14 protein-coding genes and 1 pseudogene are annotated in these 15,898 nt (G+C 59.8%); 10 read left to right on the forward strand and 5 right to left on the reverse strand.

Going from position 1 to position 15,898, the window contains the following annotated elements; translation table 11 throughout:
* The first annotated feature begins 1 nt into the window (after window position 1).
* The 5 genes from BLQ92_RS01770 to BLQ92_RS01790 all read left to right on the forward strand — a co-directional run bounded on the left by BLQ92_RS01770 (window position 2) and on the right by BLQ92_RS01790 (window position 4,228).
* Window positions 2–520: a hypothetical protein gene (locus BLQ92_RS01770; protein WP_143016493.1), complete on the forward strand. Its 519-nt coding sequence runs from the start codon at window positions 2–4 to the stop codon at window positions 518–520.
* Between the two features lie 98 nt (window positions 521–618).
* Complete coding sequence (locus BLQ92_RS01775) at window positions 619–879, forward strand: PAAR domain-containing protein (RefSeq protein WP_090681001.1); 261 nt, start codon at window positions 619–621, stop codon at window positions 877–879.
* 119 nt (window positions 880–998) lie between these two features.
* Window positions 999–2,849, forward strand: coding sequence for a type VI secretion system baseplate subunit TssF (gene tssF, locus BLQ92_RS01780; protein WP_143016494.1), 1,851 nt, complete (start codon window positions 999–1,001; stop codon window positions 2,847–2,849).
* A gap of 85 nt (window positions 2,850–2,934) precedes the next feature.
* Window positions 2,935–3,903, forward strand: coding sequence for a hypothetical protein (locus BLQ92_RS01785; protein ID WP_175771960.1), 969 nt, complete (start codon window positions 2,935–2,937; stop codon window positions 3,901–3,903).
* 61 nt (window positions 3,904–3,964) lie between these two features.
* Window positions 3,965–4,228 carry a hypothetical protein gene (locus BLQ92_RS01790; RefSeq protein ID WP_090681008.1) on the forward strand — a complete coding sequence of 88 codons (264 nt, stop codon included), beginning with the start codon at window positions 3,965–3,967 and terminating at the stop codon, window positions 4,226–4,228.
* Between the two features lie 87 nt (window positions 4,229–4,315).
* Here BLQ92_RS01790 and BLQ92_RS01795 read toward each other — a convergent pair.
* The 4 genes and pseudogenes from BLQ92_RS01795 to dnaA all read right to left on the reverse strand — a co-directional run.
* Window positions 4,316–4,651: pseudogene (locus BLQ92_RS01795) on the reverse strand (DUF4172 domain-containing protein); the annotation flags it as partial.
* A gap of 174 nt (window positions 4,652–4,825) precedes the next feature.
* The gene (gyrB, locus tag BLQ92_RS01800; protein ID WP_090681011.1) at window positions 4,826–7,297 is read right to left on the reverse strand and encodes a DNA topoisomerase (ATP-hydrolyzing) subunit B; all 2,472 of its coding nucleotides are present in this window, start codon (window positions 7,295–7,297) and stop codon (window positions 4,826–4,828) included.
* 114 nt (window positions 7,298–7,411) lie between these two features.
* The gene (gene dnaN, locus BLQ92_RS01805) at window positions 7,412–8,515 is read right to left on the reverse strand and encodes a DNA polymerase III subunit beta (RefSeq protein WP_074301176.1); all 1,104 of its coding nucleotides are present in this window, start codon (window positions 8,513–8,515) and stop codon (window positions 7,412–7,414) included.
* Window positions 8,516–8,795: 280 nt separating this feature from the next.
* Window positions 8,796–10,388, reverse strand: a complete 1,593-nt coding sequence (gene dnaA, locus BLQ92_RS01810) for a chromosomal replication initiator protein DnaA (protein WP_090681014.1) — start codon at window positions 10,386–10,388, stop codon at window positions 8,796–8,798.
* Between the two features lie 382 nt (window positions 10,389–10,770).
* Here dnaA and rpmH point away from each other — a divergent pair, with 382 nt between their 5' ends.
* From rpmH to yidC, 4 genes are all read left to right on the forward strand, one after another.
* Window positions 10,771–10,905 carry a 50S ribosomal protein L34 gene (gene rpmH / locus BLQ92_RS01815; protein ID WP_004198824.1) on the forward strand — a complete coding sequence of 45 codons (135 nt, stop codon included), beginning with the start codon at window positions 10,771–10,773 and terminating at the stop codon, window positions 10,903–10,905.
* 14 nt (window positions 10,906–10,919) lie between these two features.
* Window positions 10,920–11,420 (forward strand): ribonuclease P protein component, encoded by a 501-nt coding sequence (gene rnpA / locus BLQ92_RS01820; RefSeq protein WP_090681017.1) that lies wholly within the window; start codon window positions 10,920–10,922, stop codon window positions 11,418–11,420.
* A gap of 129 nt (window positions 11,421–11,549) precedes the next feature.
* On the forward strand, window positions 11,550–11,780 hold the full coding sequence (gene yidD, locus BLQ92_RS01825) for a membrane protein insertion efficiency factor YidD (RefSeq protein WP_074262996.1): 231 nt from the start codon (window positions 11,550–11,552) through the stop codon (window positions 11,778–11,780).
* 30 nt (window positions 11,781–11,810) lie between these two features.
* A complete protein-coding gene (yidC, locus tag BLQ92_RS01830) occupies window positions 11,811–13,469 on the forward strand; it encodes a membrane protein insertase YidC (protein WP_090681019.1) in 1,659 nt (552 codons plus the stop codon).
* A 141-nt stretch (window positions 13,470–13,610) separates the two neighbouring features.
* Here the strand turns inward: yidC and BLQ92_RS01835 are convergent, their stop codons facing one another.
* Window positions 13,611–14,018 (reverse strand): transcriptional regulator, encoded by a 408-nt coding sequence (locus tag BLQ92_RS01835; RefSeq protein ID WP_090681022.1) that lies wholly within the window; start codon window positions 14,016–14,018, stop codon window positions 13,611–13,613.
* Between the two features lie 352 nt (window positions 14,019–14,370).
* Here BLQ92_RS01835 and mnmE point away from each other — a divergent pair, with 352 nt between their 5' ends.
* On the forward strand, window positions 14,371–15,771 hold the full coding sequence (mnmE, locus tag BLQ92_RS01840) for a tRNA uridine-5-carboxymethylaminomethyl(34) synthesis GTPase MnmE (RefSeq protein WP_090681024.1): 1,401 nt from the start codon (window positions 14,371–14,373) through the stop codon (window positions 15,769–15,771).
* Window positions 15,772–15,898 lie beyond the last annotated feature (127 nt).

The raw sequence follows: 15,898 nt of genomic DNA on the forward strand, positions 1-15,898 counted from the left end.
AATGTGGCTATTTAAATCGCGGTTACTCGTGCTTGCTGCTCTCACGGCTGGTAGCTTCCTGTGTTCGACGGCCTATGGTGAAGGGTTAGCGGGTACGTATCAAATATGTCGAACTAAACTCGACGAGATGAGTTGGAACGCAGAGAAGCTCGACTTCCGGGTCCGGATCGATGAACAAGCGGGAAAGTACTCAGTCTTCGCGCAACGTCAGGCTAATGCTCCGTGGGAGCCGCTTTCAGGCGGCTCGTTTGAAGCGGCCCCAGCGTCGCAATTCAAGGAAATAGCAGGTACTCCATATCTTTCGCGAGAGTCCGGCGCCGTTCCGGATGGCGTCAGACCATCGAAAGACGTGCCTCTGAAGACGCTGGTCGTCCCGGAGACGGGAGTGTTTCTGCTGATGCCGTCTGACTGGTTTCAACGTAACAAGCTGTCGGATGTCTCCTACAACTCCGATGTAATTGCGCTTTTTACTGCGAACTATGGTGGCACCGCAAAGCCGGTATTGCTTTGCCGGGTTTAGTCTTAGTGCTGCTCCCTGATGTTTTGTCGTGTCGGCAGGCAACCGCATCGCGCCGGGACGAACTGAATCGCGACGCTTTCGCTGAAGAAGGATGAGATATGACCCGTCGTTTCATTTGCGTAGGTGATAAACATAGTCACGGCGGCAATGTTGTCAGCGGTGCGTCACAATCTGACATCGACGGCAAGGCGATAGCTCGTGTTGGCGACAGCGCAATATGCAAGATCCACGGTTCTGTCGTCATTGTCTCGGGAGACGAAAATGTCACCTTTGACGGGAAGGCTGCAGCGCGCGAAGGCGACAGGCTAAGTTGCGATGCCATCTTGATCGCCCAGCAGCAATCGACAGCGAGCGAGTAACGCTGTGGCGTGCGGCCCCGCCTGCGGGAACGCCGCCGCTCACATGGGCCTCTTCACATGGCGCGGCCCGCGTGTTTGGGTATGCTCCGTATGTCTTCTTTTACTCAAGCCCGCTGCCGATGGATGACCTGATTTCCAGCTATGAGCGTGAACTCGCGCTGCTGCGAGCCTCGCTCGCGGAATTCGCCACACGTTTTCCGAAGATCGCAGCCCGTCTGTCGATTCTGGGCCAGCATTCCGAAGATCTCCACGTCGAGCGGCTCCTCCAGTCAAACGCGATGCTCAACGCGCGCATAAGTGCGCATCTTGAGGACGACGTTCCTGAATTCACAAAACCGCTGCTCGAGATTCAGTACCCGGAATACCTGCGTCCGTTCCCGTCGTGCACCATCGCATGTTTTGAAGGAAGCGAGGCGGTCGCGCGGTTGACGAGGCCAGCAGTTATCAAACGCCGCGCCGGACTGAAAACACGGACTGGCGAATATGCTTTTGAGACCGCATACGACGTCACACTCGCGCCATTGCGGATCGAGGACGCGGCCTATCGCCCTCTCGCTGCCGTCCCTTCCAGCGTGCAACTGCCACAGGAAACGAGCGGGTTCATTTCCATTACCTTCGCCGCATTGATGGCCGGAACCGGCCTGAACGGTGTCGCGCCAAACAGCATCCGTGTCTTTGTGGACGGTGACCAGCTGACTGTCGCCGCGGTTATGGACACGCTACTGCAACTGGCATTGACTGCGTTCGTCGAGGTCGATGGCAGCGGTAAATGGATCGCGCTGCCGGCAGTTCCGGTGTCGGCCGCAGGCTTCGATAGCGAAGATGCGCTGATCGAACGTGATGACGGTCGCGGTTCAGCGTTCCGTCTTCTGCTCGAATATTTTGCGTTCCCGCAGAAGTTCGACTTCATCGACATCGATCTGGCTGCGCTGCTGCGCGGCACCGCCGCACGACGCGTCAGCCTTCATGTGCCCGTGAGCGCTCTGCATCCGGACTCTTCAACGTCGCGCGCGATGCGCGAGCTCAGTGCTGCCAACTTCAGGCTGTCGTGCACGCCGGTAATCAATCTCTTCCGGTGTCCGGCCGAGCCGGTTGCGCTCAAGGCCATCACGATGCCGTTTTTTCCACTCGTGGCTCAGACCCTGGCGCCGGAGAAGGCCGCGGTCTGGTCGGTTGACGCCGTCCGCCTGACGATGCAAAGCGAAGCAAACACGACGGTGGTCCCCATCACCCCTTTCCAATCACTAGCTCACCACAACGGCACGGCGCTGCACGGCGCGCAGCGTGAGCCCCTCTTCTGGATGATGGAGCGCGACACAGCGGTTTCGCAGTTCACTACGGGGCAGGACACTTTCATCTCATTCGTCAGTCTGGACGGCCGCATCGCAGAGCCCGTTGGTGCGGAACAGATCGACGCCGACCTTAGATGCACGAACCACAATCTAGTCGAGTCTCTGTCATGGGGCAATCCCGAAGGTGATTTTGTCTACGCGGACAAGACGCTCGCACGTCGCATCGTGATGTTGCGGGCACCGGGCATGAGCCTGCCGCGCCCCGAAAAGCCGGGCCGCTACTGGAATGTAGTGACGATGCTGTCGGCTAGCCCGTTCAGCCTGGACCAGTCGGGGCTGCCGGCATTGAAGGAATTGCTGTCGAACCATGCTTCATCGGGTTCCCAACTGGTGGCCCGGCATATCGACGCGATCGTCGGGCTCGCACGCGAATCCGCGATGGAGTGGATTGTCGAAAAGCCGCTATCGAGGATGGTTCGAGGCCTGCGTGTGCGCTTGACTGTGGATGAGCTAGCACTCGCTGGCTGCACGCTCAGCACGTTCGTACGTGTGCTCGAGAGTGTGTTCGTCCGGTATGCGCCGGCGCACAGCTTCACGCAACTCTTGCTACTGTCTGCGCACAATGGTGCAGAGTTGGCACGCGGCCGGCTGCTGCCCGGTGAGATAACGCCGGTCTGACTGTCGAAATAATGTCTGGATGGTCGACAAACGGTGACCGTCCACTGGTTTCCCTTCCCTGCACCGCCTCAAGCCCAACACGCCAATGACATCACAACCCTCGTCGCCTGACTCCGGACCGCTCACATGGCGCGCAGCTTCGAAACGTTCGCCGCTCCGCTGGCCAGCCATTGTTGGCTTCGCTGGATTGATCGTTGCGGCGATCAATCGCTCGCTCGACCTTGCCTGCATTTTCGGCTGCCTGTTCTTCGCCACCTTTCCCGTCTGGTACTTCGTCACGGGACGAGTCTTCCGGGGTCAGCAGAAGCCCTCGGTAGGAAGACAGATGCTAGCGTGCCTCGCGCTTCTGATCGTGGCGCTGCTCTTGAGCCCCACCTTCCGTGTGAGTCATCAGGTGTTCGATGCGAACCACGACACCACCGTCACATTGGTCAAGCGCTCGCTGCTAGACACGATCCGGCAGCCGTTCTACAGCCAGGACGAACTGGTCTGGGGGCAGAGCAACTACGACGTGCGCTACGTGCCGTCGACGGTCTTCTGCCCGAAGTACAGCACGAGGCGCTATCCGCTTTTCGCCGTCGAGCGCAATGACGACTTGCTGAACGTACTGGCGCGTTCGGTCGACGACTGGACCAGCGCAGATGCCGCGCCGCCGCCGGACGTTCTCCAGAGCTTTCTTTCCCGTTGCGCAACGGAAGGCACCGCCATGCTCGACGCGGGGCTAACCAAGGAATCGGCGCTCATGCAGGGCAACGTCGATCTTTTCTTCGCACGCGCCGAGCAGGAGCACACCGACGCGAGCGGCGACGTCGTTCTGGAAGATGCGCAGCTTCCTCGCGACATCATGAAGAAGGTCGAGACGTTCCTTGCGAATGATCCAGACCATGGCTTCCATTACGTCGATTTCAATCTGGATGGCATAGAGCCCGTGTCGCGCGGGGAGAAGCCGGCCGCGCCGGGGCAGCCGGATGCCGTGCGGCGATTGAGAACGAGCGCCATTGCAGCGGCCTTGAAGCGTAGCGAAGATCTGGCGCGACTGGAAGCAAGAGAATAATGCAACGAACTTGACACTAGGGACGATGATGGCGGAATTGTGAAGCGATAGGATCGACGCTGTGAAATTCGAGGATTGTTTTGTTTCAGCCGAACATCGGTTTGCTATTGGCAGAGAGATCGACTCAGGAAGGTACTATCCTTCCATTCCGGTCAGCAATCGTCTCGTTGACTACGATGAGTATTACGAAATAACGGAGTCGGACACGGAGCGCTTTCGAAACGACCCGGGTCTGGCGTGGCAGTTTGCAGAGAAATGCCGGAACAGAATGATGGATGATGCTTTGATCATCAAACCCGGTCCCGATCGAGGCGTCGCGAATTAGGCATAGGAAGGCCTGTGGCCGCTGTGGGCAACGTCACAGGCGGACCTCAATATGCTCAATCGAGTCTCAATCGATTAACCCGCCACGTCAGCTACCCAGCTCATAGGACGTGCTCCGCCCACCCGCCGCGGACTTGCGCAATATCCCGAGCGCAACCAGTTCACTGATATCTCGCAACGCTGTATCAGGCGAACACTTCGCAATCGACGCCCACTTGCTGCTGGTCAGTTTGCCGTCGAATCCATCAAGGAGACGATTAAGCAGTTTGGCCTGGCGCTCATTCAACGGCGTGGTGGCCCAACGTTGCCAGAAGCGCGTCTTGGCGAGCACGGCGTCGAGGGTATGTTGGGCGCTGTCCACTGCGCAGTGGAGCGCGTCGAGGAACCAGGCGAGCCAGGACGTCACGTCGAGCGTACAATTTTGGCGATGCAGTGGAAATCGCCGATATCCCGTCAAATACGAATAGCCCCAAAAAAATAAGCCCGGACGACATAGGCAGTCGACCGGGCTACAGCAGTGATCTTATTTTTCACGAACGCTGAGAATTTTTTTTCATTTCAGCGACACGTTTTTCACGATCTCTGACAACCTACATGATCAAACATCAATATTCCCCGCCCTCAACGCATTCGACTCAATGAACGCCCTACGCGGCTCGACGTCGTCGCCCATAAGCGTAGTAAAGATCCCATCAGCCGCAATAGCATCCTCAATCTGCACACGGAGGAGCCGTCGAACAGCCGGATCCATCGTAGTCTCCCAAAGCTGCTCAGGATTCATCTCGCCCAAGCCTTTGTAGCGCTGCTTGGAAACATTGCGCTCAGCATCCGCAATCAACCACTTCATAGCACTCTTGAAGTCGTTCACCGCCATACTCCGCTCACCGCGCTTGATCACAGCCCCAGCCCCAATAAGCCCCTTGAAAGTAAGCGCCGTAGTCACAAGCTGCTGATAGTCCGCAGTAAGCTGAAACTCCTCATCAAGAACAGAAACCTTCTGATTCCCATGATGCGTCCGCGACACACGCAACGACCTTAGCTCACGCACCTGGTCATACATAGTGGTAACGCGAACTTCAGGCTTCAAAGGATCATCCCTAAGCTTCTCCTCAAGCGCCTTAGCCGAGGCCTCAGCGGCCTCTTCACTGGAGAGGTCAATCAGAACGCCATCCATGACAGCCTCAAGCGCCCCAGCGTCATACAACCGGCTCAACCGATCAACCACAGCCTGCGCAAGCAAGTAAGACCGAGCCAGCTCACCCAAAGCATCCCCAGCAATAGCCGTAGCATTCTCCGCCGGCACAAGCTCCGACCCATTAAGCGCAAGCTTGAGCATATGAGCATTAAGCTCAGCCGCATCCTTCAGATACCGCTCATCCTTCCCAGCCTTGATCTTATAGAGCGGCGGTTGAGCGATATAAATAAACCCACGCTCGATCATGTCCGGCATCTGCCGATAGAAGAACGTCAGCAGCAGCGTCCGAATGTGCGCACCGTCCACGTCAGCATCGGTCATGATGATGATGCGGTGATAGCGCAGCTTCTCGAGGTTGTAGTCTTCCTTGCCGATCCCGCAACCCAACGCGGTGATCAACGTGACAATCTGCTCGGACGAAAGCAGCTTGTCATACCGAGCCTTCTCAACGTTCAGCACCTTGCCACGCAGCGGCAAAATAGCCTGAAACTTCCGATCCCGCCCTTGCTTAGCCGACCCACCTGCCGAGTCACCCTCGACGATATAGATTTCGGACTTAGCCGGATCCTTCTCCTGGCAATCCGCCAGCTTCCCAGGCAAGCCCACACCATCAAGCACCCCCTTCCGCCGCGTCATCTCCCGCGCCTTCCGAGCCGCATCCCGCGCCCGCGCCGCATCCACAATCTTGCTGCAGATGATCTTGGCGTCGTTCGGCGTTTCCAGCAGGAATTCCTCAAGCGCCTTGGCGACGACATCTTCCACCGGCGCCCGCACTTCCGAAGAAACCAGCTTGTCCTTGGTCTGCGCAGAGAACTTCGGCTCCGGCACCTTCACGGAGAGCACGCACGACAACCCTTCGCGCATGTCATCGCCGGAGGTCTCAACCTTCGCCTTCTTCGCAACTTCGTGATCGGCAATGTACTTGTTCAACACCCGCGTCATCGCCGCACGCAAGCCGGTCAAGTGCGTCCCACCATCGCGCTGCGGAATGTTGTTGGTAAAGCACAGCACGTTCTCGTTGTAGCTATCGTTCCACTGCATAGCCACTTCCACGCCCACGCCGTCCTTCTCACCGCTGATGTGGAAAATATTCGGGTGCAGCACGGCCTTGTTCTTGTTGATGTACTCAACAAAGCCCTTCACGCCGCCCACAAACGCAAAATCTTCTTCCTTGCCGGTGCGCTGATCCAGCAAGCGGATCCGCACGCCGTTATTCAGGAACGACAGCTCACGAATCCGCTTCGCCAGAATGTCGTAGTGATATTCGATGTTGCCGAAAATCGACTCATCAGCTAGGAAGTGCACTTCCGTACCACGATTTTCCGTATCGCCCGTCACCTGAATCGGCGACACAGCCACACCATCGACCTCTTCGATGATGCGGTTCTGCGGCACGCCACGGTGGAACTCCATGAAGTGCTTCTTGCCATCACGGCGAATCGTCAAACGCAGCCATGCCGACAGCGCATTCACGCACGACACACCCACGCCGTGCAGGCCACCAGACACCTTATAGCTGTTCTGGTCGAACTTGCCGCCAGCATGCAACTCAGTCATCACGATTTCCGCAGCGCTGCGCTTCGGGTCGTGCTTATCGTCCATCTTCAGGCCGGTCGGCACGCCGCGGCCGTTATCGGTCACCGAGATCGAGTTGTCCGCGTGGATGATCACCTGGATATCGTTGCAGTGCCCGGCCAACGCTTCGTCGATCGAGTTGTCCAGCACTTCGAATACGAGGTGGTGCAAACCGGTGCCGTCCGATGTATCCCCGATGTACATACCCGGTCGCTTGCGGACCGCCTCCAGACCCTCGAGGATCTGAATCGAAGAGGCGCCGTAGCTGTTATCGGGTTGCGAATTGTTCAGTTCAGTCATGGATTTTTTCCGGTTCTGCGTTGCTGCTTGGTTGCTGCTCGGGACTTTTCAAAACACCATAAAAACGCCAAAGGGGCACTGCGCCCCTTGGTGTTCTTCTCGATGTTGGACGCATTAGATGCGCATCGGCATCACCACGTATTTGAATTCGTCGTTCTCAGGAATCGTGATCAAAGCGCTGGAGCTGGCATCACCCAGGCTCACTTGCAGCATGTCGACCTTCAGGTTCGCCAGCACGTCGAGCAGATACGTGACGTTAAACCCGATATCGACGCTGTCGCCGGTGTACGCAATTTCCAGTTCTTCCTGCGCTTCTTCCTGGTCGGCGTTGGTCGACATGATCTTCAACTGGCCCGGCTCGATGATGCAGCGCACGCCCTTGAATTTGTCCGATGTCAGAATTGCCGCGCGTTGCAGCGAACGCTGCAGTTCTTCGCGGCCAATCAGGAACTGGTTCTTGTGCGACTTCGGAATCACGCGCTGGAAGTCCGGGAATTTCCCTTCCACCAGCTTCGACACCAGTTCGACCTGGCCGAAGGTGAACTTCACCTGGCTCGGCGCAATGTCGATCTTCAGCGTGTCGTCGATGTCTTCCAGCAAACGCTGCAGTTCAAGAATCGTCTTGCGCGGAATAATCACTTCCTGGCGCGCAAACGAGCCTTCGATCTTCATGGACGAGAACGCCAGACGGTGTCCGTCCGTTGCCACCGCCATCAACTGGTCGCCGTCCACCACCAGCAGCATGCCGTTCAGGTAGTAGCGAATGTCCTGCTGGGCCATGGAGAAATGGACCATGCCGAGCAGTTGACGGAACGTCTTCTGGGGAACCACCAGGTTCGCGCCGAAGTCTTTAGCTTGAGCGACGGTCGGGAATTCGTCCGCGGCCAGCGTCTGCAGCGCAAAGCGGCTCTTGCCGGATTGCACGGTGAGGCGCTTGTCGTTTAGCGTCAGCGTGACCTGGCCGTCGGGCATGGCACGCAGAATGTCGAGCAGCTTACGCGCCGCTACCGTTGTCGCGACCGAATCGCCGCCCACGCCGAAGTCGCCGTGCGTGGTGATCTGCAGTTCGAGGTCGGTGGACAGGAACGACACGTCGGGGCCGTTCTTGGTAATCAGCAAGTTGGCGAGGATCGGCAACGTATGGCGGCGTTCGACGATGCCGCTCACGGTTTGCAGCGGCCTGAGGAGGTTATCGCGTTCGGTCTTGACCAGTTGCATAGAGTTCCTTCGTTGATGTGACGGCCTGCGCGCCTCGCCAGCAATCCTGCACGCGGCCCCGGCCCCCGCCGGCGCTACGCTGCGCCAGTCACGGCGTACATCCGCCCTCAGCCGCCGGGCGGTTAAACCTGTATTGTGCCTGAAAACAGAACCGCTCCCCTAAAATGGGGGCGAGTTCCGAAATAAACAGGTCGATTTTTCCTGCTTTTTGCCCAAATTTTGAGCAGCCCCGCGGCGACTCCGGAGTTATCCCCAGAGCCGCTCTCAGATCAGCCCGGCTTTAGCCCTTCAGGGTCTGCTCGAGCACGTGCAGTTCGTGATTCAACTGCGCGTCTTTGCTGCGCTCGTCGGCAATCTTGCGCACCGCGTGCAACACGGTCGTGTGGTCGCGCCCGCCGAACAGTTCGCCGATTTCCGGCAAGCTCTTCTGCGTCAGTTCCTTCGCCAGGTACATCGCAATCTGGCGCGGCCGCGCAATGTTCGCCGGCCGCTTCTTCGAATACATGTCGGCGACCTTGATGCTGTAGAAGTCCGCCACCGTCTTCTGGATGTTTTCCACCGAAATCTGCCGGTTCTGCACCGTCAACAGGTCTTTCAGCGCTTCTTTGGTCAGCTCGATGGAAATCTCGCGGCCGTGGAACTTCGAGTACGCGAGGATCTTGCGCAGCGCGCCTTCCAGCTCACGGACGTTCGAGCGCAGGTGCTTGGCGACGAAGAACGCCACGTCCTCATTCAGGCTCACGCCTTCGGACTGCGCCTTGCGCATCAGAATCGCCACACGCATTTCCAGTTCGGGCGGCTCGATCGCTACCGTCAGGCCGGAGTCGAAGCGCGAGATCAGGCGGTCGTCGATGCCCGAAATTTCCTTCGGGTACGTATCGCTGGTGATGATCACCTGGGCCTTGTTGGCCACCAGCGCTTCGAACGCGTAGAAGAACTCTTCCTGCGTACGCGACTTGCCCGAGAAGAACTGAATATCGTCGATCAACAGCAAGTCGAGCGAGTGGTAGTAGCGCTTGAAGTCGTCGAACGCCTTGCGCTGGTACGCCTTCACCACGTCGGACACATACTGTTCCGCGTGGATATAACGAATCCGCGCGCCGGCCTTGTCCATCAACAACTGATTGCCGATCGCATGAATCAGGTGGGTCTTGCCGAGGCCCACGCCGCCGTACAGAAACAGCGGGTTGTACGAGATGCCGGGGTTGTCCGCCACCTGGATTGCGGCGGCGCGCGCCAGCTGGTTGGCCTTACCGGTCACGAAATTGTCGAAGGTCAGCACCGGGTTGAGCTTCGAGCGCTCGTACATCGAGTCGCTCTCGGCGTTGCCTTGCTGAGCGGCGCTCTGGCCCGGGCGCCACGTGCGGCGCGCCGCAGCGGCTTCGTTGGCGTCGAGGCTCGGAAGATCGAGGTCGCCGCCGTCGTCATTGTTGTGGTGTTGCCCGCTGTTGGCGCCATTGCCGGCGTTCGAACCGTGCGCGCCACCGCCAACGCCGTTGCTACGGGCAGCCTGCGCTGCCTGCACCGCGCCGACGGCCGCATCCACGGCAGCCGTGTTGCTGTTGCCGGCAAATTGCGACGGACGGGCCGGCGCCGGCGCAGCAGCGCCCGCGCCGCGCATGCCGGCTTTGGGATCGAGGACAAACTGGACATCGACCGGCGCGTGCCAAAAATCACGTGCCATATCGGAAATGCGGCCGGAAAACTGGCTTTTGACCCAGTCAAGCTTGAAGCGGTTGGGTGCTGCGATGCTCAACGTGTTCGCTGCCGCATCGAAGGCAACCGGGGCCAACGGTTTGATCCACGTCACGTACTGCTGGGGCGTTAGCTCACGCTCTAGCAGTGCGGAACAGTGTTGCCAGAAATCGTTCATCGAGTTGCTGTCGTTATGTTTGCACGGCGGCCCGCCGGCGCCCCTGTTGCAGATACACAACAAGGCCCTGAGCGGCCAGGCGGAACGGCTCCAGGCGCTTGTGCCACAAGGGTTTGCGGGGCAAGCGAGCCGGAGCGGCGTGCAGGATTTTTGGGAAGTAGGACGAGATTCTACCGCCAAAACAACCAGGAAAGGGAGTTATCCACAGGGACGGATCATTCCCCGCTTAGGTGCCCAGCCTGTGGAATACGTCGCTAAACTATTGACGACCAAAAGAAAACCGGTTTAAATAGCGGGTTCCGCGAAAACCAATTTTTGAACCACCGGCCATTGCACTTTCCGCGATGCTCGCGCGGTTATTTCTCTGCCAAGTGAGAGCAACATGAAACGTACTTACCAACCTTCCGTTACCCGTCGCAAGCGCACCCACGGCTTCCGCGTTCGCATGAAGACTGCTGGTGGCCGCAAGGTCATCAACGCACGTCGCGCGAAGGGCCGCAAGCGCCTCGCCATCTAAGGCTGGCGAGAGGATTGCGCGCTCCGTCTGTGCAACCCGACACCCGCGGCAGCGCGGGAACGGCTGGAGCGGCGCAGCAACAGGGCTCGGTTCCGTTGCGAGCGCAAGCCGCCTTCCCCAAAGCCGCAAGGCTGCTAAAAACGGATGAGTTTTCATCCGTTTTTCGTTTGCGCCCGTGGCGCCGCACCGCACACTTCGTTGTGTACGCCCGGCCCACCGGCAATGACGCGCGCCTCGGACTTGTCATCGGCAAGAAGTATGCTCCGCGCGCAGTTACGCGTAATCTGGTACGCCGTCTCGCGCGCGAGGCCTTCCGGCTGCGCCGCGCGGAGTTCGGCGGTTGGGACGTGCTGCTGCGTTTGCACACGCGCTTCGACAAGAAGGCAATGCCTGCCGCCTCGTCGCCGCCGTTAAAGGCGCTGTGCCGTAGCGAAATAGAGGAGCTGCTCAACAAGGCAGCGCGCGAAATTGCCCGTCGTGAGGCGCCACCCGCGGATGCGCCTGCGACGCAATGACGCTCATGGAGATGCTCGTGCGACCCTTGGGTCGCTGATCTGGCCGCTCAGGTGGTCGATCAGGCGGTTCGGCCGCCAGAGCATCCCCCGGTATCCCTTCTTGGGCGGCGCCGTCTGGCCGCACTAGGCATGCAAACGGTACTTTTCGCTTTATTGCGTTTCTACAAGGTTGCCGTGAGCCCCCTGCTCGGCAACCGGTGCCGTTTTTACCCTTCCTGCTCTGATTACGCGCGCGAAGCAATCCAGTATCATGGCGCCGCGCGCGGGACTTATCTCGCCGCCAGGCGTATTTGCCGTTGTCACCCGTTTTCGGCGGGCGGCATCGATCTTGTCCCGCCTCCCACTTCTGAAAAGCGCTGACGCGCCGTTCCATCGACACTGAGACAACGCATGGATATCAAACGCACCGTCCTATGGGTCATCTTCTTCATGTCAGCTGTCATGCTGTTCGACAACTGGCAACGCGACCATGGACGCCAGTCGATGTTCTTCCCGAGCGCCACGCCGACGCAAACCGCGGCCAGCGCAGCGCCGGGCACCACGACGCCGGGAACCCAGTCCGCGGATTTGCCGCAGACGAACACTTCCGCTCCGGGCACTGTCGCGCCGGCAGCCCAGGCCCAACTGATCCCGTTTACGACTGACGTCTACAGCGGCGAAATCGACACGCGCGGCGGTACGCTGTCCAAGCTGTCGCTGATCAACAAGGGCAACGGCACGCAGCCGGATCTCGTCATCACCCTGTTCGACCACACCGCCGATCACACGTATCTGGCGCGCACGGGTCTCTTGGGCGGCGATTTCCCGAACCACACTGACATCTACACGCCGGCCGCCGGCCAGCCGCACGATCTGACGGGCGACGCCAAGTCGTTCTCGCTCAGCTTCGAGTCGCCGGTCAAGGGTGGCGTGAAGGTCGTGAAGACGTACACGTTCACGCGCGGTAGCTACGTGATCGGCGTCGATACGAAGATCGTCAACGTCGGTTCGACCCCGGTTACGCCGACCGTCTATATGGAACTGGTGCGCGACAGCCAGCCGGTGGAAACGCCGCGCTTCTCGCATACGTTCATTGGACCGGCTGTCTACACGGACCAGCACCACTTCCAGAAGATGACGTTCAGCGACATCGACAAGAACAAGGAAGACTATGCGACTCAGGCCGACAACGGCTGGATCGCCATGGTGCAGCATTACTTCGCGACGGCATGGATTCCGCAGCAAGGCGTCAAGCGCGATATCTACGTCAACAAGATCGATCCGGCGCTGTATCGTGTCGGCGTGAAGGAGGCGGTTCCGACCATTGCGCCGGGCCAATCGGCTGACGTGTCGGCGCGCCTGTTCGCCGGTCCGGAAGAAGAGCGCATGCTGGAAGGCATCGCTCCGGGTCTGGAACTGGTGAAGGACTATGGCTGGGTGACGATCATCGCCAAGCCGCTGTTCTGGCTGCTGGAAAAGATCCACAGCTATGTCGGCAACTGGGGCTGGTCGATCGTCCTGCTCACGCTGCTGATCAAGGCCGTGTTCTTCCCGCTGTCTGCCGCCAGCTACAAGTCGATGGCGCGCATGAAGGCGATCACGCCGCGCATGCAAGCCCTGCGTGAACGCTTCAAGGGCGATCCGCAGAAGATGAACGCCGCGTTGATGGAGCTGTACAAGACCGAGAAGGTCAATCCGTTCGGCGGCTGTCTGCCGGTCGTGATCCAGATCCCGGTGTTCATCTCGCTGTACTGGGTGCTGCTGTCGTCGGTGGAAATGCGCGGCGCGCCGTGGATTCTGTGGATTCACGATCTGTCGCAGCAAGACCCGTTCTTCATCCTGCCGGTGCTGATGGCGGTCTCGATGTTCCTGCAGACGCGTCTGAACCCGACGCCGCCGGACCCGGTTCAAGCCAAGATGATGATGTTCATGCCGATCGCGTTCTCGGTCATGTTCTTCTTCTTCCCGGCCGGTCTGGTGCTGTACTACGTGGTCAACAACGTGCTGTCGATCGCCCAGCAGTACTACATCACGCGGATGATGGGGCAGTCGAAGACCAAGGCGGCTTAAGCTGCCTACCGCCCCGGCGGCCGGAAGCGAATCCAGTGGGTTCGCCTCCCCCGCCCGGCGGCAAGCAAACAAGCTGCAAAAAAAGCCGCCCGGTGCGAAACCGGGCGGCTTTTTTATTGGGGTGCGCGGTTCGCGCGGGATTCACTCTTTGCCTGCGTCGTACAGGCGGTCGACAAATTCTTCGAGGAAATGACGGTCCTTCGGGTCCAGCGCCTCGATCTTCGTGGCAAGCTCAAGCGCTTCGGGCGTCAGCGGGTATTTCTCGCCAGGCGCAAGGGGCTTGGGCTTCGCCCCCGCTGGCGGTGGCGGACCATAATGAAGCCAGTGCATGCCTACGCCCAGCCAGTCGGCGAGCGTCTGCAGTTTATCCGGCGTCGGAATGGTTCGGCCCGTCAGCCACTTGTGTGCGGTCTGCGGCGAGACAGGCGCCTCGCCACGATGCAGCAGATTGAATTGTCTGGCGAGCTGAGTCCCGCCCTTGACGTTCTTCCGGGCAATCTGATCTTGCAGCCTTTTGGCGAACGCTAGTTTTTCTTTGGAGGTCGGCATGGGCCAGATTGTGCAATCCGGCGCTCCATCAGTGGACAACCAGTTAGGCTATAAATTCACGTAGTTAGGCTATTTTTAGCCCGAGATGAGCGCCAGATAAAGCGTCTGGCAATTTCAACGAGCGGGCGCTTTTTCCCTCTACGGCGGACGTCTTGCGGTACCGTACCCGTCCGGCCGTCCTATTTTACTGACGGACTTATCTTAACTTACGTGAGATAAATCTTTATTTGTCTGATGAAGCGCCAACGAGTCCCATTCGCCGCTCTCGCCCGGAGTCGCGCGAACCGGCCGCGTTACAATGCCTCGCGCCCCTTCCGGGGTCTCCCGTTCCTCTGTTTTCGCTCCTGATCCCATGCTCGCCACCGACTCCGATCCCATCGTCGCCATTGCCACCGCGCCCGGTCGTGGCGGAATTGGTGTAGTCCGGATTTCGTTCGGGCGGGCCGGTGCGGCAGCGGCCGAACCGCTGATGCTTGCACTCACCGGCCAGTCTCTGGCTCCGCGCCACGCGAGCTACGTGCCGTTCCTCGACGCCAACGGCAATGCGCTGGACCGAGGCATCGCGCTGTACTTTCCGGCGCCGCACTCCTATACCGGCGAGCATGTGCTCGAGCTTCAAGGCCACGGCGGCCCAATCGTGCTGCAACTGGTCCTGCAGCGCTGCATCGACGCCGGGCGCGAGGTTGGGTTGCGCCTCGCGGAGCCCGGCGAATTCACCCGCCGCGCCTTCCTCAACGACAAGCTCGATCTGGCCCAGGCCGAGGCGGTCGCAGACCTGATCGAGGCGAGCACGGAGGCGGCGGCGCGCTCGGCCGGCCGCTCGCTCGAAGGCGCGTTCTCGCGCGACATCCACGCCATGGTCGAAGAGGTGATCACGCTGCGGATGCTGGTCGAGGCAACGCTGGATTTCCCCGAAGAAGAGATCGACTTCCTCGAAGCTGCGGATGCGCGCGGCAAGCTCGCACGGATCCGCGAGCAACTGGCTCATGTGCTGAACGAAGCGCGCCAGGGCGCGCTGCTGCGCGAGGGGCTGTCGGTGGTGCTGGCGGGGCAGCCGAATGTCGGCAAGTCATCGCTGCTGAATGCGCTGGCAGGCGCCGAGCTGGCCATCGTCACGCCGATCGCCGGCACGACGCGCGACAAGGTCGCGCAGACCATCCAGATTGAAGGCATTCCGCTGCATGTGATCGACACGGCCGGCCTGCGCGAGACCGAGGACGAGGTGGAGAAGATCGGCATCGAGCGCACGTGGAACGAGATCGAACGCGCGGACGTCGTGCTGCATCTGCTCGATGCGCGGATTGGCATGACGGTCGAGGACGACGCGATTGCGGCGCGCTTTCCCGCTGGCGTGCCGGTGCTGCGAGTGTTGAACAAGACCGATCTGACTGACATCGCGCCGGCTGTGCAGACGCTGGATGAGACCGCAGGTGTCGATTTGCGGGAAGTGCGTTTGTCCGCGAAGAAGGGCGACGGGATTGCGTTGTTGCGCGCAGAACTGCTAAGGATCGCGGGATGGCAAGCTGGTGCGGAAAGCGTCTACCTGGCGCGCGAGCGGCACCTGATTGCGTTGCGTGCGGCGCAGGAGCATCTGGCGACCGCAGCGGCACACGCGGACCAGAATGCTCAAGCGCTGGATCTGTTCGCCGAGGAGTTGCGACTGGCGCAGGAGCAGCTCAATTCGATCACCGGTGAGTTCACCTCGGATGATCTTCTGGGAGTGATTTTTAGCCGGTTCTGTATCGGCAAATAGGCAGTCGCCAAGCGATGCCCGACTTTCGCAAGCCGAAGCTCGGCGTTGGCAGCCACCCTGTCCAAGACCATTTCGTTGAAATCAGCAAAATGGTCGCCCTTGGGTCGGGAGCAAAGCGAGAGATCGC

This window comes from Paraburkholderia phenazinium (genome assembly GCF_900100735.1).
Lineage (GTDB): Bacteria > Pseudomonadota > Gammaproteobacteria > Burkholderiales > Burkholderiaceae > Paraburkholderia > Paraburkholderia phenazinia.